Origin of the sequence: Coleofasciculus sp. G1-WW12-02 (assembly GCF_040219735.1) — a bacterium.
Lineage (GTDB): Bacteria > Cyanobacteriota > Cyanobacteriia > Cyanobacteriales > Coleofasciculaceae > Coleofasciculus.
Window position 1 is genome coordinate 142,406 of record NZ_JAVJRX010000034.1, and the last position, 15,332, is coordinate 157,737.

A 15,332-nucleotide genomic window follows, 5' to 3' on the forward strand; every position below is an offset into this window, starting at 1 on the left:
TTTTCTATTGTAAGCGGTTATAGTCGTTATCCAGTTTCAACGCCTGTAATTTATATCACAGAGGATGACCATGTCTGAATGTCCTGTTTGTCAAACCCAATATATCCCAAGCAATGTGAATTGTTGCTCTGTCTGTGGGTGGGATTTGACCCCCTATCCACCCACCTTAGTGCAGTCTGTACCCTCAGAATTTTTGCAGCAGCAGTCAGTTCAATTGGATTGGGCGAGGCAGATGTGGGCAAAGTGGTCATTTTCCCAAGGGGTTTGGCAAACGCTTTCTCCTCTCAAAGAACAGTTATCTCAAATTCAACAGCAGCTTCAGCAGGCACAACAGGAACGGCAGGATTTGCATGAGCAACTCCAACAACTGCTACCGCAACTGGATCAGCCCTTACCCACTCTCAACACGGAAACTCACCAAGAGTCAACGCCATTACCTCCCTTGGAAGTTGCTGTTTTGAATTATGAATTAATTGAACACCAATTCACGCTTAATGATTTTTCTGACTCAGTGTTATCGGTTGCCATTAGTCCAGATGGCGAAACTTTAGTCAGTGGCGGTTATGACAACATGATTAAACTGTGGAATCTCCAAACTAGAGAGATGATTCGCACAATTCCAGGGCATACCAATTCAGTTGTTTCTGTTGCCATTAGCCCCGATGGTGAAACGTTAATTAGTGGTAGTGCTGATAATAGCCTGAAAATTTGGAACTTAAACACGGGCGACTCAATAATGACGGCTGATGAACATTTGGATTCAGTTTTATCGGTGGCTATTAGCCCTGACCGCAAAACTGTAGCCAGCGCTAGTTCGGACGGTACGATTAAGCTGTGGGATTTGATCACTGGATATGAGATCCGCACGTTATTTGGTCATGCTGACGCCGTATTGTCAGTGGCTATTAGTCCAGATGGACAGAGTTTAGTTAGTGGCAGTTCTGATGACACGATTAAAGTCTGGAATTTGAAAACAGGTAAAGAAATCCGCACCTTGACCGGACATACAAATTCTGTTCTTTCGGTGGCAATTAATCCCGATGGAAAAACCCTCGTGAGTGGGGGATATGATGATACAATTAGAGTGTGGAATCTGAAAACTGGGGAAGAAATTCGCACGATTACAGGTCATAACGATTCCGTCTTGTCGGTTGCTGTTAGTCCAGCTGGGCAAATTTTAGTTAGTGGTAGTTCTGACAATACAATTAAGGTTTGGCATCTGAAAACGGGAAAAGAAATCCACACCTTGAGGGGTCATTCGAGTTCGGTTATTTCAGTGGCACTGAGCCGAGATGGTAAAACAATAGCCAGTTGCAGTTCTGATAAAACGATCAAGGTTTGGCGCGTTTTGAGTTGACGTTAAATTGGGGTTATTTGTCATTCGTCATTTATTAGGGGAAAGTCAGGGTGTGACAACAAATTAAAAGCCTTTTCCTTACAGGGATTGAAGCTATTTAATTGGGCTACACTCCACACCCCACACCCTACCTTGGCTTCCTAATAATAAGTTTAGTAAAGTTTAATCACACTCCCTTGGATACTCCCGGCTAAAATTAATGTTATCGGTAGAAAAAAGTCTAAGTTCTGGGCTAACCTGTAAAATCCAAAATTCTCTCCAAAGCGGATTTAGAAATTCTTATAATTCTGAAAAGACTCTAAAGCTCATCTCATCATACAAGCTGACTTATATCACTGCTCAATAAGACTTGAATCACCTTTTAAGTTGCACGATATCACAGACGCTTCAGCTTATCATCACGGTAGTCTTTGACAATACTCCTCATACTAGGTAATGTTGAGTTCTGAGTTGTCCTATGCAAGTCCCCATCAGACTTTTACCGGGCGCGATCTCCGATTTATTTGCTCAAGTTAGTATGTGTGGGAAAATTACTATGGCAGATCGGTATGGACTCATGGCAGCTTTATTGGAGGATGATCTTACTGAAGAAGAAAGAAATTCTATTGATAGATTACTCCATGCTTTCTGTCGTGGACGTATGCATATCGTGGATAAAATTTCAATGGTTTTGTGATACTTATTAATTTCCCTTGATTTTCTGCTCAAGGTACATTTATTGGAAAATTTAAAATGACTACCATCACTTGTGGAGACGTTTCTAAAAAATGTCTCTTTTTTATGGGATAGTTTGGCTGGGGGAGCAGCGACTTACAGTTTAGTTAGAAATGTTGTGATTTATCTCACTAAATAGAACTAATTTATATCACGCCACTATGGCAATTAAGTTACAGTTGAATGCTGATTTAGTCACTTGCCTATCAGATTTTAATCACATTAGTACTTGACGTATATCACCAATAAAAAAAACCTAAATCACTTTTTAAACTTAGCAAATGCCTCATAGTAAAATGGTTGCATTTATCGGAGTAACATGAAACGTAAAGTCCAACTTATACCGGGCGCAATTGCTGATTTATTTGCTCAAGTAAGTTGTTCTGGTAAAATTACACTGGCTGATAGATATGGACTCATGGCAGCCATGTTAGAAGACTCGCTCACAGAAGAAGAGAGACAGTCCATTGATAGACTGCTGCGTGCTTTGAGCAAGGGACGCATGCAAATCGTTAATGAACTTTCAGCACAGCGGTGTTGTGCTGATTCTCCGTCGTCTTTTTCAGTAACTAACTTCAGGTTAAAGAATTAGACGCCATCCACTGACGAGTGCCAAAAAATTGACAAGAGTGGGCGGCAACTTTTGCTGAAGCAACTAGGGCTTCAGTAAAGGTATGTTTGAGGATAGAGTGACAGAATGCCCCATGAAAAACATCACCGGCTCCCAAGGTATCAACCGCATCAATACAAGGGACTGATAATTGACCCGATATTCCCAGAGTAAGGTACTCAATCGGTTTTTCCCCATGGGTAATCGCAATGTGAGGAATTCCAGCAGCGCTAAGATAAGCGATCGCGTCTTTGTGAGTTTGACAGTCTGGGGGATAAAAATTCGCTGAGCATAAGGCATAATCGACAAAAGGCAAAAGATTTTCTAATCCGGGTTTCCAACTTCCCCCATCCAAGACAACTGGGATCTGGCGGGATTTTGCGGATTGAGCGATCGCGCGACTCACTGCTATTTGATGACCATCAATCATCACAATATCAATATCCGTGTCAATACCGGGCGGTAGTTGCTCAATCTCCGCTTGAATCTTAGCCGCATTAATCGAAACCACAGCGCGATCGCCAGTCCCTTGGGTAACAATAATTGAAGAAATGGGTGGGGGACTAGTTACTGTTGGATCTAAATCAGCCAGAGTTACTCCCTGATCTTGCAAATCGGAACGGATCAGGGGTGTAATGGGGTGAGTTCCCACTACACCTAAGATTGTCGCGCGATCGCCTAAATAACTAAATGTGACAGCCGCGTTTGTGGCTGGACCCCCAGCCGCCACGGTATAATCAGAAGCAGCAATTTTTTCATTTTGACCCGGTAGTTTAGGGCTAAGGTAAACCAGGTCTAATGTGACCATACCCACGAAAAGCCCATTGTTTGCCATTGATTGTAGATTAGAGAAATAGCGGTTAACGAGATAATCATAAGGGGTTACTTGATATCTCATCAATCAGATCATGCCTGTTTCTCAGACGTTCCACCGGAACGCCTCTACAATCTCCCCTTTAAGGAATTCGTTCGACGGGTAAACCCGTAGGTCCTAAGCCTTCAAACATCAAAACCTCACAAGATGGCAGAGTTAGAGTAGTGTAATCGCAGGTATACGTAGCTAAGGGTTCGGCTCGGTCATTGAAGACTCGGACATTATAGTTATAGTCTCTAGCAACAGTTCCGAAATGATTAATGAAGCTGTATCGTTCTAAGTAGTTTAGCAGCGTCCACGGTTGACGGCTAACAACCAAATCCACCCGCTGCTCATCTTGGTAAGCGAGCCAGTTCACGAGCAGTTTACCGCCAAATTCATCAAACTGATCTTCTGCCCACCAAAGGCTGGGAATTGTAATATGTTGCTGGGAGATTGTACTGGCTGTAATGATATTGGGAGGTAGGACAGCCTCAGGTTCTAGTAGTTCTGTTTCTAGGGGGACTAAGGACGGTATTGGTGCAGAAGTGCGTTGCGCCGTTGCTGTTGGTGTGATCAACAGCAGGAAGGAAATGGCGATGAGCCAAATTTTTAATTGCCCCAACTGACTGAACACTGATTTAATCATCATTTCTTTACTCTAATTGTATGAGTTCTTGACATCCTCCCACAGCAAATCAAAGATTATGGCGTGGGACTTATAGCTCCCCAAACCCCTCACCAGTTAAATTAGGGAAGATTTTGTTGGCATAGTTGGAAGATATACCGCAGCCGTCCGAGTAAGAGTTCCATATCTCCAGTTGAATACAGAGGCGTTTCATACCCAATACCCTCGATAGCGAGCTTGTAGAATCTCCAGCCTTCGCCATTCGTAACAATGCCCAGAATATCTATGTCATTGTTATGCTGTTGATTGTTCCACTGGCAGGCTTGCATCTCTACCAGGCATTGAGCTAACCCTTGCTCGAAATCATCTTTTTTGGCTTCAATGATACACAACATCGGCATATCTAGAAATCGCTTACGTTCAGCAATCAGGTAATCTACATATCCCGCTAGCTGATCGCTTTCAAGCTGCGCTCCTTTCCAGATTTTGAGGCGCTCACAAGGGTTAATGGCTTCATCGCATATAGCATCAATCAAAAGCTTTTTGGATTCTTCATAGCTTTCAAGATCGAAGTGGCGGTTGAGTCGGGTGAGGTGTTCTTGGAAAAAGGCACTGAGTGGAACGGGTTCAGTTTCCAGTATCCAAGGTAGCAGATCGATGAGTCCAACGTACTGAAATGCCTCGCCTTTCCTGAAGCTAGAGAATTTGCGCTTCTTCGATTTTGGGATTTTCTCTCTGCGACTTTTTCCACTTTTCATGAGATCACCTCAACCCACTATTCTGGAGGAGGAACTTTTTTCTAGAGAAATTAATTTCCTTGAGCTTTTTAATTCCATCTGTCTCTTTTTTCCCAAAGTAGTATGATCACGGTTTCCTTTCAAGTACCATTAGCCCCAAAGCCGACGCCGAGGAGATCCATTGAGACGTTGATGAGTATCGGCTAGCAAACCAGGAATATCGAGTTGTTCCGGACAACGGGGTAAGCAGTCACCACAGCTTGTACAACGATTACCCTTAACCCCAGCAAACCAATGTCCTGCATTTTCAAACATGCCATAGCGGTATTGCCCGTAATCTGTCATATCATAAGCCACGGCTAAGTTCCGCAGCCTTAATACTTCTGGAATGTTAATCTTTTCCGGACAAGGCAGACATTGGTAACATTGGCTACAGCGGTCTGTTCCTAAAGCCGTTTCAGCTTGGGTTTCTAAACGGGAAAATACTTCACTTTCTTGGGGAGTCAGGGAGTCATCCCGCTCCGCAACGGCTAATGGGGCGTCCAATTCCTTTGGGTTAGCAGGTCCCACGCTCAGGGTGGTAATTCGGCGATCGCTCAATAAAAAACGATAGTTTAACTCTAATGGTGAGAAGGGATAGCAGAGTTCGACGAGTTTCGCCGGGGGGGTGTAGAGTCGTCCGCCCTTATCCGCCGGAGATATGATAAACACACCCATATCCTTCTGGTGCGCCAATTCTACGGCTGGACTATGGCGCTGAAAGATATAGTAGTAATGTAGGTTGATAAATTCAAATAAATTGGTCTGGATTGCTGCTACTATGACCTCTAGGGGAGCATGAGTGGAAAAGCCGAGGTGTCTAATCTGACCCTCTGCTAATGCGTCTTGTATTGCCTGCATACAGCCTCTCGGAGACTCAACCCAGGTCAGATGTTCCCAGGTGTTGATTCCATGAATGGCTAAGCAATCCAGATAGTCTAGCTGTAGACGCTCTAAGGATTCATTAATCCACTGACCCATGATTTGAGGATCAGGCGTTGGCGGTAGCTTAGTCGTGATCGTGAGTTGTTCTCGTGGTACGGGTAATTTTTTGAGGATATTCCCCAAATACTGCTCGCTTTTACCATAACTGCGGGCGGTTTCTAGGTGATTAATCCCCTTCGCGATCGCGTGTTGTACGGTAAATTGAGCATCTGACTCGCCCGCCAAGCAGCGCATGGTTCCTAGGGAAAATACGGATAGCCACAGATTGGTTTTCCCAAACCGTCGATAACGCATTTGTGACTTACCATCCCCTTACCATTCCATGAGCAATGACCACCTAAGCTTCACCGCCGGTTTTAAATCCTTTATGCTGGGAAAAGTCTTCCGGTCGGATATTGGAGACAAACTCTCTAAAAGCTCGTCGTTCTTCTTCATCCGCATCTCGATCAACGGGTATTGACGCATCCGCGATCACTTCTTCCATCACCCAGATTGGGCTATCCGTGCGAAGCGCGATCGAGATCGCATCACTGGGTCTAGCATCAATTTCCTTTTTCACTTCACCCTGACGCACACAGAGGATAGCATAGAAGGTATTATCTTGGAGTGAGTGGATAATGATCCGCTCTAACTTCATGTCCCATGTTTCCATGAGACTCACAAACAAATCGTGTGTCAGAGGGCGGGGAGCCTTTTGGCGTTCTAAAGCGCTGATAATTGCTTTTGCCTGATCTTGTCCAATGTAAATCGGGAGAGCGCGTCGCTCTTGTGAGTCTTTCAGCAGCACGATTGGACTACGGGTGACAGCATCTAATGCAATTCCAGCAACTTTCATTTCAATCATTAGCTTAGCCTCTAGAATACAGTCGGCGTCGAGGGCATCAACGCGAAGCAGTAAAGCCCCATGGGATGGATTTAAAGTAGAACAATTGTACTAGCTTATCTGACTTCACCGATTAACCCCAGAATCAGTCCTCTAGTATCAAATTGGGCGGAGATCAACGAGATTGTATTCTCCCAGTATGCCCCAGTCTCAGGACGTTTGTTTCGGGACTTTATCAAAAAAAACACATAACCGTTCATCCTTGTCCCCAATAGCTCTCTAGCGGTTAATCTCCCTCGCTTTGATCAACTGCCACCTCCTTGCTTTGCCTCCTAACATTGGTATAGACTTGTTTTGATAAGCGATGAACTAAGTGCTTCAAGTGATTGAATTGCAACTTTAGCTTGACTTATGTTGCCGTATTAGGGTAGGACTAATCATTAAACACTGGTTAGTTAAAAAGAGTTCCTCAGTGAAACTTCCCCTTCACTACCCCCAAAACCATTTTATCACGGAGCCTCTATAATCGGTGATCCGCGACCCGCTACTTTGATCAAATCGTGTTCACAGGATTAATTCAAGCACTAGGCACCCTGCAACCGCTAGGCGGCGATCGCTTTCAATTGACTTGTCTTCCTGACAAGGCAGCCGTGATTTTAGACGATCTAGCCATTGGTGATAGTGTAGCTGTTGATGGAATATGTTTGACGGTGGAAGAAATTTTGTCCCAAGGGTTTGTGGCAACAGCTTCCGATGAGACATTAAGCCGCACTACTCTGGGGCAAAGGCATCAAGCTGCTACCTATGTCAATTTGGAAACATCAATACGAGTCGGTAGTAAACTAGGGGGACATTTTGTCACAGGTCACATTGATGGGATTGGTTCTCTCCAGGACTCTGTAAAAACAACAAATTCCTGGATTCTATGTTTTACTTCACCGGCATCCTTACAAAATTTATGGCAGCGTCATGTTGCTCGTTTTCTCGTTCCGAAGGGGAGTATTGCTGTCAATGGCGTCAGTTTGACAATTGCTGAGTGTGATCCGCAAGGGAGTTGGTTTAAGGTGGCAGTTATTCCCCACAGTTATGCTCAAACCAATTTGAGTTATTTGCAGTTAGGACAGTGGGTGAACTTAGAAAGCGATATTTTAGGTAAGTATGTTGAGAAATTACTATTACTAGGGGATCAAGTCAAGAGTGTGAATTCTTTATCTACAGATGATATTTCACCTGAATTTCTCGCCGAACACGGGTATTTGTGAATTATGAAGTAGCCAAAGTGTGGGGAACTCAGGCTGACGTCCACAGGCAACTCAAATAGCATGATCATTCCGTATCGCATTATGTCGTACAGAATATAAGTTTCTTCCTCACTATTTTTTATGGTTTTTTTACCCCTTCAGACAATAGCGTTTATCTTGGAAATATAGTTGTCGCCATAAAGGTAAGGATATAAGCAATTATTACGCCTTGCTCTGAGATAAAATGGCGTTGGGTTAAAACTTGGTCATCAGTGGTGGGAAGCTGATGGCACTAAAGTGCCTACTACGAACTTACAGGAGAGAATGAACGATGACGAATAGAATAACAGAAGTTGTTGGAGATGATGGCGAAACCATTTATATCCAATATGATGACGAAGACAGTGATGAACTGCAAGCCGTGGGCTTTATTGATGATATTCAAGAGAGAACAAATAAATTAAAACGAACCATGAAGAGTACAGTCAAAAGTTACTCTAAACTGGTACTCGACAGTGTGAAACAGGGACTGAGTGATAACCTTTCACCGAGTAAAGTTGCCTTAGAATTTGGCTTACAAACAGGGGGAGAAACCGGAATACCCTTTGTCACCAAAGGAACCGCCCAAGCCAATGTCAAAGTCACCATTGAATGGGATTTAAGTCAAAAAAATCCACCCAGTTTGTAGTAAGGGAACCTTAGCTCATCAAACTACAAGAACCCAACCCAATGCTCTTGTTGTTTGTAGTAATGGCTTTAGCCTATCAAACTACAAGAACCCAACCCAATCCTTTCGTCATACCCAAACACCAGAACCAAACATCATCTATGATGAAATAAGATAACTCCCCCATACCTAACACTTCACCGGAAAACACCAAACCAGAGAATCGGGGCGGGTTTAATTGCATCTAGGTACAACCGAAAAGATAGTCGTAAAACCCGCCCCTACAAATTGACGCGCTTATCCCATCAAACGTCAACCCCATCCCAGTTTAAGATGAGTTACTATGGTCTTGACCAACTCCGGGAATCCATGGTGAAAATCCTGAATCCCGCTAAAGGAGAAACCGTAGGTTCAGGTTTCATCATTCGGTCTGATGGTTACTTAGTCACTTGTCACCATGTTATTTATTTACTTGATCGCCTCATAGTAGAATATCAGGGGCGGGAATACGAGGCGCAATGGTGCGAAGCCTTATCCAATCCCGATGTCGATATTGCCATTCTCAAGATAAATATTGAAAACGCCCCCACCGTACCGATAATTAATCCGCAACACTTATCAACCTCAGTAACCGTTTATGGATTTCCGCCCTCGCAAAAGAAATATTTTCCCGAAGGGATTAACTTTTCCGCGCCAACCATTCGCCCCAGTGCGCCTGTTAAAATTCTACCCACCTATCGCATCCAAACTGTAACCGCGACAAATCCTTGGAATCGATTACCCCAAGAACAGTCTACCTTTCTGTCTCATCGAATTGATACGAAAGTTGATCCAGGAACTAGCGGCGGCGCTGTTTTTGCTGAAGACTTGGGTGGTGTGGTGGGCGTGATTCAGTGTAGTAAAAGCGATGAAAGTTATCTGATTCGCTGGGACAATTGTTTAGATAGTTTAAATGCACTGGGGTTAGAACCGGAGAAAAATGCCGTTTGTCAATTTCTGGACGCGATTGAAAATGATCAACGATTTAAATCCATTGGCTTTTTCCACACACCGCAAAAAGTTGTATTGCAAGAGCAATATATTCCGATTCAAGTGACACTGGAACGGAAATATAAGCATGAGGTAGAAACGAATTGGGCTTATGCGGAATCTGAGGCAGAAATTAAACGAGTTTATGCGCTGAAAGGTGGGGTAGAAGCGATTGAGGAATCGCGACAAACTCAGGTGGATTGGCAAGAGGCGAAAAAAGAGCATTCAAGAGTAATGGTTTTGGCTGATCCGGGGATGGGGAAGTCTACGTTATTAAAAATGGAGGCGGGATTAATTGCTAAGCAGGAGAGGGAAAACCTAACCCCCCAGATTTCTTCTCGATTAGATCTCTCTTCTGTTAACCTTATAGATCCCCCTTCCGTCCCCCTTAAAAAGGGGGAAACTAAAGAAGGCGGCGCTGATATTGTACCGAACGGAGAACCAGATTTTCCGCATATAACCCCCCTTAAAAAGGGAGAAACTAAAGAAAGCGGCGCTGATATTGTACCGAACGGAGAACCAGATTTTCCGCATATAACCCCCCTTTTGAAGGGGGGTAGGGGGGATCAAAAAGCCTTGGGTGAGAGTTCAACTGTCAACTTAAACAAGGTAGAAACCAGGAAAATCGATGATGTAATATTCCCCCTATTTCTGCGCCTATCCGATTTGGATGAAACTCCCCAAGAAATCATAGAAGCAATCCCGCAACTGATTCAGCGAGATTATCCAAAAAACTATCCGGCTATCGACACACTGTTACAAGAAAAATTAGAGAACGGCAAATGTTACTTACTCTTAGATGCCTTAGATGAAGTCCCCAAACAGAATCGGACTCATTTAGCCGAAAAGCTGAACCGATTTGCCCGCAATTATAACTGTCCGATGATTTGCACCTCTCGCATTGTTGGCTATGGCGGTGCTTTTTTGCAGGAGGCGAAAGAAGTAGAAATTGTTCCGTTTAGTCAAAAGCAAACCGAAGCCTATATTCAAACCTGGTTTAAAAATGCGGCGGGTTATCTAGAAGATGATTCTGTCTCAGCCGAGGGATTGATTGAAGAACTCCGCCATAAACCCCAAATTGGGGGATTGGCTCAAAATCCATTATTATTGTCGTTACTGTGTAGTTTATATCAAGTCAAAGGATTGACGCTTCCAGCACGGCGAACTCAGGTGTATGGTAAAGCCGTGGATTATATGTTGGGTAAATGGGGAATTGACAATCATCGACAATGGGTGAATGAGGCGCGAGTATCAGCTAAAAAAGAGCTTTTGCAGGAACTGGCTTATCAATTTAGTGCTGAAGGCAAGGAAATTTTTTCCATAGACGAACTCAGGCGCAAGATAGAAAACTATCTGGGAAGTGAGCAGGTGTGCAGTGATTTTAAATCGCTGAGTGCGGCGAGTTTGATTGAGGAGTTGTCTGAGAATGATGGTATTATTCAACTCTTAGATAGAGGGGGCGATCGCTATCTTTTTCTCCACCGCACGTTTCAGGAGTATTTGACAGCAGCTTATTTATGTCGGGTTGAGAATGGGGTGGCGTTAGCGCGGCAGCATTTTTGGGACTATGACTGGCATGAAACCCTAAGTTTGCTGGCGGGATTGATGGATGATCCGATTCCTTTGCTGCAAGCGATTACGAAGGAAAAGGATGATATTTTTAAGACGCTTTTACTGTTGGCGGGGCGATGTCTGGCGGAGTGTTCAGAATGTTCTCACCCTTTGGTTACTAAGGTAATTAATAGACTGTACAAGTTTTGGCTGTCTTATCCAAAGGCTGGGTTTATCACCTCCACACTTGTGGCGCTGAGTCAAGTAAATTCGCAGATGCTTCAGAGGTGGAAAGTCGCGCTTCATGATTCCGCTATTGACGTGAGACAAGAGATAGCAGAGGCTTTGACAAAGATAGGCAATATCCAATCCGTAGATGCTTTAACTGATGCTCTCTATGATTCGGAAAAGGGTTTAATCCTTGCCCTCAATCATTCAGATATTTTGGTGAGATGGGAAGCAGCAATTGTTTTGAGTAGAATTAGTAATGCTCAAGCCGTGGATGGTTTAATAGCTGCCCTCCATAATTCAGATAGTTTCGTGAGATGGCATGCAGTAAAAGCTTTGGCTAAGATAGGTAATGCTCAATCTATCGATGGTTTAATCGCTGCACTCAATGATTCAGAGCGTGAGGTGAGAAGAGAAGTGGTAAGAGCTTTAGGTCAGATAGGTAATGCTCAATCTATCGATGGTTTAATCGCTGCACTCAATGATTCAGATTGTGAGGTGAGAATCAAGGTGGTAATGGCTTTAGGTCAGATAGGTAATACTCAAGCTGTAGATACTTTAATCAATGCTCTCAATCATTCAGATCTTTTCGTGAGAGGTTCAGCAGTAAAGGTTTTAGGTCAGATAGGTAATACCGAAGCTGTAGATACTTTAATCAATGCTCTCAATCATTCAGATCTTTTCATGAGAATATCGGCAGCACAAGCTTTAGATCAGATAGGTGATGTCCAAGCTGTCGAGGGTTTAATCGATGACCTCAATCATTCAGAGGATTCCGTTAGATTGATGGCAGCAGAGGCTTTAGCTCAGATAGGTGATGCTCAAGCCATTGAAGGTTTAATCGATGCCCTCGATGATTCAAATAGTTCCGTGAAAAGAAAGGTAGTAGAGGCTTTGGGTAATATAGGTGACGTCGAAGCTGTCGAGGGTTTAATCCATGCTCTCAATGATTCAGATCTGTATGTCAGGCTCAATGCAGCCAAGGCGTTAGCCAAAATAGGTAATACTCAAGCTATCGATGGTTTAATCGCCGCCCTCAATCACTCAGATCGTCATGTAAGATGGCGGACGGCACAGGTTCTGGGAGAGATAGATAATGCTCAATCTATCGACGGTTTAATCGCTGCCCTCAATCATTCAGATCGTCATGTAAGATGGGAAGCAGCAGAGGCTTTAGCAAAAATAGGTAATACAGAAACATTGGTTAAGCTAATTAAGTCCCTGGAAATCAATCTCTATGATGATGACATATTTTCCCTAGCTCAGACATTAGCGATTCGATTTGGCAAGGAAAATCTACCTTTTATTCCCGTCTATCCTGAGTTAGTTCAGTCTAGCTATTCACCCATATTGGCAATGATAAAGCGTCTTGGGCGATTGATCAGACAAAAGACTTGGGAAATACGCTCAACTGGGTGATTGGTTTAGGATGCGATTTTGAACTGGGGGAGGGCGGGTTTTGTACAACAGTTATCGGTTACATCCCACAAGTTAATCCCTAAACCCACCCCTACAGATTGTTTTTACAATGACGCGATACAATAAACAATCTCTACCGGGTTGATTCATGCTCAAAAGCCTAACCATTGGATTTGACGTTTAAACCGGGCGCAAGCCTTGCGCCCCTACAATTCTCATCCACCAATTAAGGTGTGCTACGACAGTAGTCTGTTATGCCAATCACAGCCAGAGTTTTACGACTTCAGGAATAAGGAGGCGATGATCGCACAACGATGACAACTACCCTAGATCAAACCATTACCTTAGCCGAATTCCTCAACCTGCCAGAGACAAAACCTGCCAGTGAATTTATTAATGGTCGCATCTACCAAAAACCAATGCCTCAAGGCAAACACTCTCGCCTACAGTTTCAACTGTGTAATAAGATAAATCAAGTCGCTGAAGAGTCGCAAATTGCCCTCGCTTTTCCTGAACTACGTTGCACCTTTGGCGGGCGTTCAATTGTTCCTGATGTTACCGTATTTCAATGGCAACGAATACCTATTGATGCTAACGGTGAAATCGAAAATGTATTCGCGCTTTCTCCCGATTGGACAATTGAAATTCTCTCCCCTGATCAGAATGCCACAAAGGTAATCAGAAATATCCTCCATTGCCTAAGACACGGTACTCAGTTAGGATGGTTTATTGACCCAGATGAGCGGTTAATTCTGGTATTCTTGCCGGGACAACAACCCCTTGAGATGACAGGTGATGATCTCTTACAGATACCTGAATTTTTGGACTTAAATCTAACTGTTGCTCAGGTATTTGCTTGGTTAAAAGCTGGAAAATAATATCCTTACGCTACAGTTAAGTTAAGGTGAATGTCACTGACTTAAGCTGGTTTCGTAGTAGGCACTTTAGTGCCATAAGCGAAGACAGCGCTGTAGGGAATTTCGGATTTGTTTGCCACGCGATCGCACTATCGTAACAATCTCTATGAAGTGTTGAGAATCTTGAAGCATTTGGGGCGTTTAATTTAGTCACCCTTGACAAGATGAACAGACTGTGTATTCACAGGACAACTAATCATGATGACGCGATCGCATAATACTCCATCCTGCGATTACTCCCTTCCCGGTAGAAAATTTCTTATTTTGCTCTTCTCCTGTTTCCCCTAAAAGGGCGGGTTTAGTCAAGCTATCCGACATCAACAGAAACTTATCTGTTAAACCCGCCCCTACAAACCCTGCTCCCTCTTCTATCGAAGGTTTAGGTATTTTTAGAGAGCTAAAGGAGTAAGCGGATCTTCTGATACCAACAAAATCCCCCGCCTGTTAACGGGGGATTCGCTATAAATAGGTGTTACCCGGTCAACGATTAAGCCTTTACAGTTTGCTTGGTAACAGCACTTAACTCGCCCTTGGCATACTTAGCCGCAAACTCATCCAAAGTCATTTGCTTGATCTTGCTAGCATTACCCGCCGTACCGAATTGCTGATAACGATCTGAGCAAACCTGCTTCATGTACTTAATAGAAGGCTTCATGAAATGGCGCGGATCGAAGTTCTTAGGATCTTTGGCAGCCGCTTCGCGAATTGCTGCGGTGATTGCCAAACGATTGTCGGTATCAATGTTAACCTTACGGACACCACTCTTAATGCCTTTTTGAATCTCTTCTACAGGCACACCGTAAGTTTCAGGAATTGCACCACCATATTGGTTGATCATGTCCAGCCACTCTTGGGGTACAGAGGAGGAACCGTGCATCACCAAATGGGTATTGGGTAGACGGCTATGAATTTCCTCAATCCGGCTGATGGCAAGAATTTCACCCGTGGGCTTACGGGTAAACTTGTAAGCACCGTGACTTGTGCCAATTGCTACGGCTAGAGCATCAACTTGAGTGCGCTCAACAAACTCAACGGCTTGATCCGGGTCAGTCAACAACTGTTCGCGAGATAGCTTACCTTCCGCACCGTGACCATCTTCCTTTTCACCCATACCCGTTTCCAAAGAACCGAGACAACCTAGTTCCCCTTCAACGCTGACACCGACAGAGTGAGCAACTTTTACCACTTCAGCCGTTACATTGACGTTGTACTCGAAGCTAGCTGGAGTCTTGGCATCTTCTTCCAGGGAACCGTCCATCATCACACTGGTGAAACCATTGCGGATAGCTGAGTAGCAAGTCGCTGGACCATTACCATGGTCTTGGTGCATGGCAATAGGAATATGGGGGTAGGTTTCCACTGCAGCCATGACTAAGTGGCGCAGGAAGAGTTCACCTGCATACTTGCGAGCGCCGCGAGAGGCTTGTAAAATCACGGGACTATCAGCTTCATCAGCAGCCTCCATAATCGCCAGGATCTGCTCCATGTTGTTTACGTTATATGCTGGAATGCCATAGCCATTCTCTGCCGCATGATCCAAAAGCAACCGCATGGGTACGAGCGCCATAAAAAAG

The 15,332-nt window shown here is 44.0% G+C and carries 13 protein-coding genes; 7 read left to right on the forward strand and 6 right to left on the reverse strand.

Translation table 11 applies throughout. The features are described 5' to 3' along the window. Positions 1 to 70 precede the first annotated feature (70 nt). From RID09_RS05230 to RID09_RS05240, 3 genes are all read left to right on the forward strand, one after another. Positions 71 to 1,357 (forward strand): WD40 repeat domain-containing protein, encoded by a 1,287-nt coding sequence (locus RID09_RS05230; RefSeq protein WP_446334885.1) that lies wholly within the window; start codon positions 71 to 73, stop codon positions 1,355 to 1,357. Positions 1,358 to 1,814: 457 nt separating this feature from the next. Beyond that, the gene (locus tag RID09_RS05235; protein ID WP_446334886.1) at positions 1,815 to 2,033 is read left to right on the forward strand and encodes a hypothetical protein; all 219 of its coding nucleotides are present in this window, start codon (positions 1,815 to 1,817) and stop codon (positions 2,031 to 2,033) included. 357 nt (positions 2,034 to 2,390) lie between these two features. Further along, entirely contained in the window at positions 2,391 to 2,663 is a 273-nt protein-coding gene (locus RID09_RS05240) for a hypothetical protein (protein WP_446334887.1), read from the forward strand. Here the strand turns inward: RID09_RS05240 and RID09_RS05245 are convergent. From RID09_RS05245 to RID09_RS05265, 5 genes are all read right to left on the reverse strand, one after another. Continuing rightward, complete coding sequence (locus tag RID09_RS05245) at positions 2,647 to 3,516, reverse strand: sugar kinase (protein ID WP_446334888.1); 870 nt, start codon at positions 3,514 to 3,516, stop codon at positions 2,647 to 2,649. The two genes, RID09_RS05240 and RID09_RS05245, sit on opposite strands and share 17 nt — an antisense overlap. Before the next feature lie 121 nt (positions 3,517 to 3,637). After that, positions 3,638 to 4,186 (reverse strand): hypothetical protein, encoded by a 549-nt coding sequence (locus RID09_RS05250; RefSeq protein ID WP_446334889.1) that lies wholly within the window; start codon positions 4,184 to 4,186, stop codon positions 3,638 to 3,640. 98 nt (positions 4,187 to 4,284) lie between these two features. Next, positions 4,285 to 4,920, reverse strand: a complete 636-nt coding sequence (locus RID09_RS05255) for a hypothetical protein (protein WP_446334890.1) — start codon at positions 4,918 to 4,920, stop codon at positions 4,285 to 4,287. Between the two features lie 129 nt (positions 4,921 to 5,049). Then, positions 5,050 to 6,177 carry an aldo/keto reductase gene (locus RID09_RS05260; protein ID WP_446334891.1) on the reverse strand — a complete coding sequence of 376 codons (1,128 nt, stop codon included), beginning with the start codon at positions 6,175 to 6,177 and terminating at the stop codon, positions 5,050 to 5,052. Positions 6,178 to 6,220: 43 nt separating this feature from the next. Next, positions 6,221 to 6,727, reverse strand: a complete 507-nt coding sequence (locus tag RID09_RS05265; RefSeq protein WP_446334892.1) for a bifunctional nuclease family protein — start codon at positions 6,725 to 6,727, stop codon at positions 6,221 to 6,223. Between the two features lie 539 nt (positions 6,728 to 7,266). Between RID09_RS05265 and ribE the strand changes: the two genes are divergently transcribed. The 4 genes from ribE to RID09_RS05285 all read left to right on the forward strand — a co-directional run bounded on the left by ribE (position 7,267) and on the right by RID09_RS05285 (position 13,719). Beyond that, positions 7,267 to 7,968 (forward strand): riboflavin synthase, encoded by a 702-nt coding sequence (gene ribE, locus RID09_RS05270; RefSeq protein WP_446334893.1) that lies wholly within the window; start codon positions 7,267 to 7,269, stop codon positions 7,966 to 7,968. Between the two features lie 310 nt (positions 7,969 to 8,278). Continuing rightward, positions 8,279 to 8,635, forward strand: a complete 357-nt coding sequence (locus RID09_RS05275) for a CU044_2847 family protein (protein ID WP_446334894.1) — start codon at positions 8,279 to 8,281, stop codon at positions 8,633 to 8,635. 312 nt (positions 8,636 to 8,947) lie between these two features. Beyond that, positions 8,948 to 12,841, forward strand: a complete 3,894-nt coding sequence (locus RID09_RS05280) for a HEAT repeat domain-containing protein (protein ID WP_446334895.1) — start codon at positions 8,948 to 8,950, stop codon at positions 12,839 to 12,841. 314 nt (positions 12,842 to 13,155) lie between these two features. Beyond that, positions 13,156 to 13,719, forward strand: a complete 564-nt coding sequence (locus tag RID09_RS05285; protein ID WP_446334896.1) for a Uma2 family endonuclease — start codon at positions 13,156 to 13,158, stop codon at positions 13,717 to 13,719. 526 nt (positions 13,720 to 14,245) lie between these two features. On the opposite strand, the gene fba is transcribed toward RID09_RS05285, so the two are convergent. Further along, complete coding sequence (gene fba / locus RID09_RS05290; protein WP_446334897.1) at positions 14,246 to 15,325, reverse strand: class II fructose-bisphosphate aldolase; 1,080 nt, start codon at positions 15,323 to 15,325, stop codon at positions 14,246 to 14,248. Positions 15,326 to 15,332 lie beyond the last annotated feature (7 nt).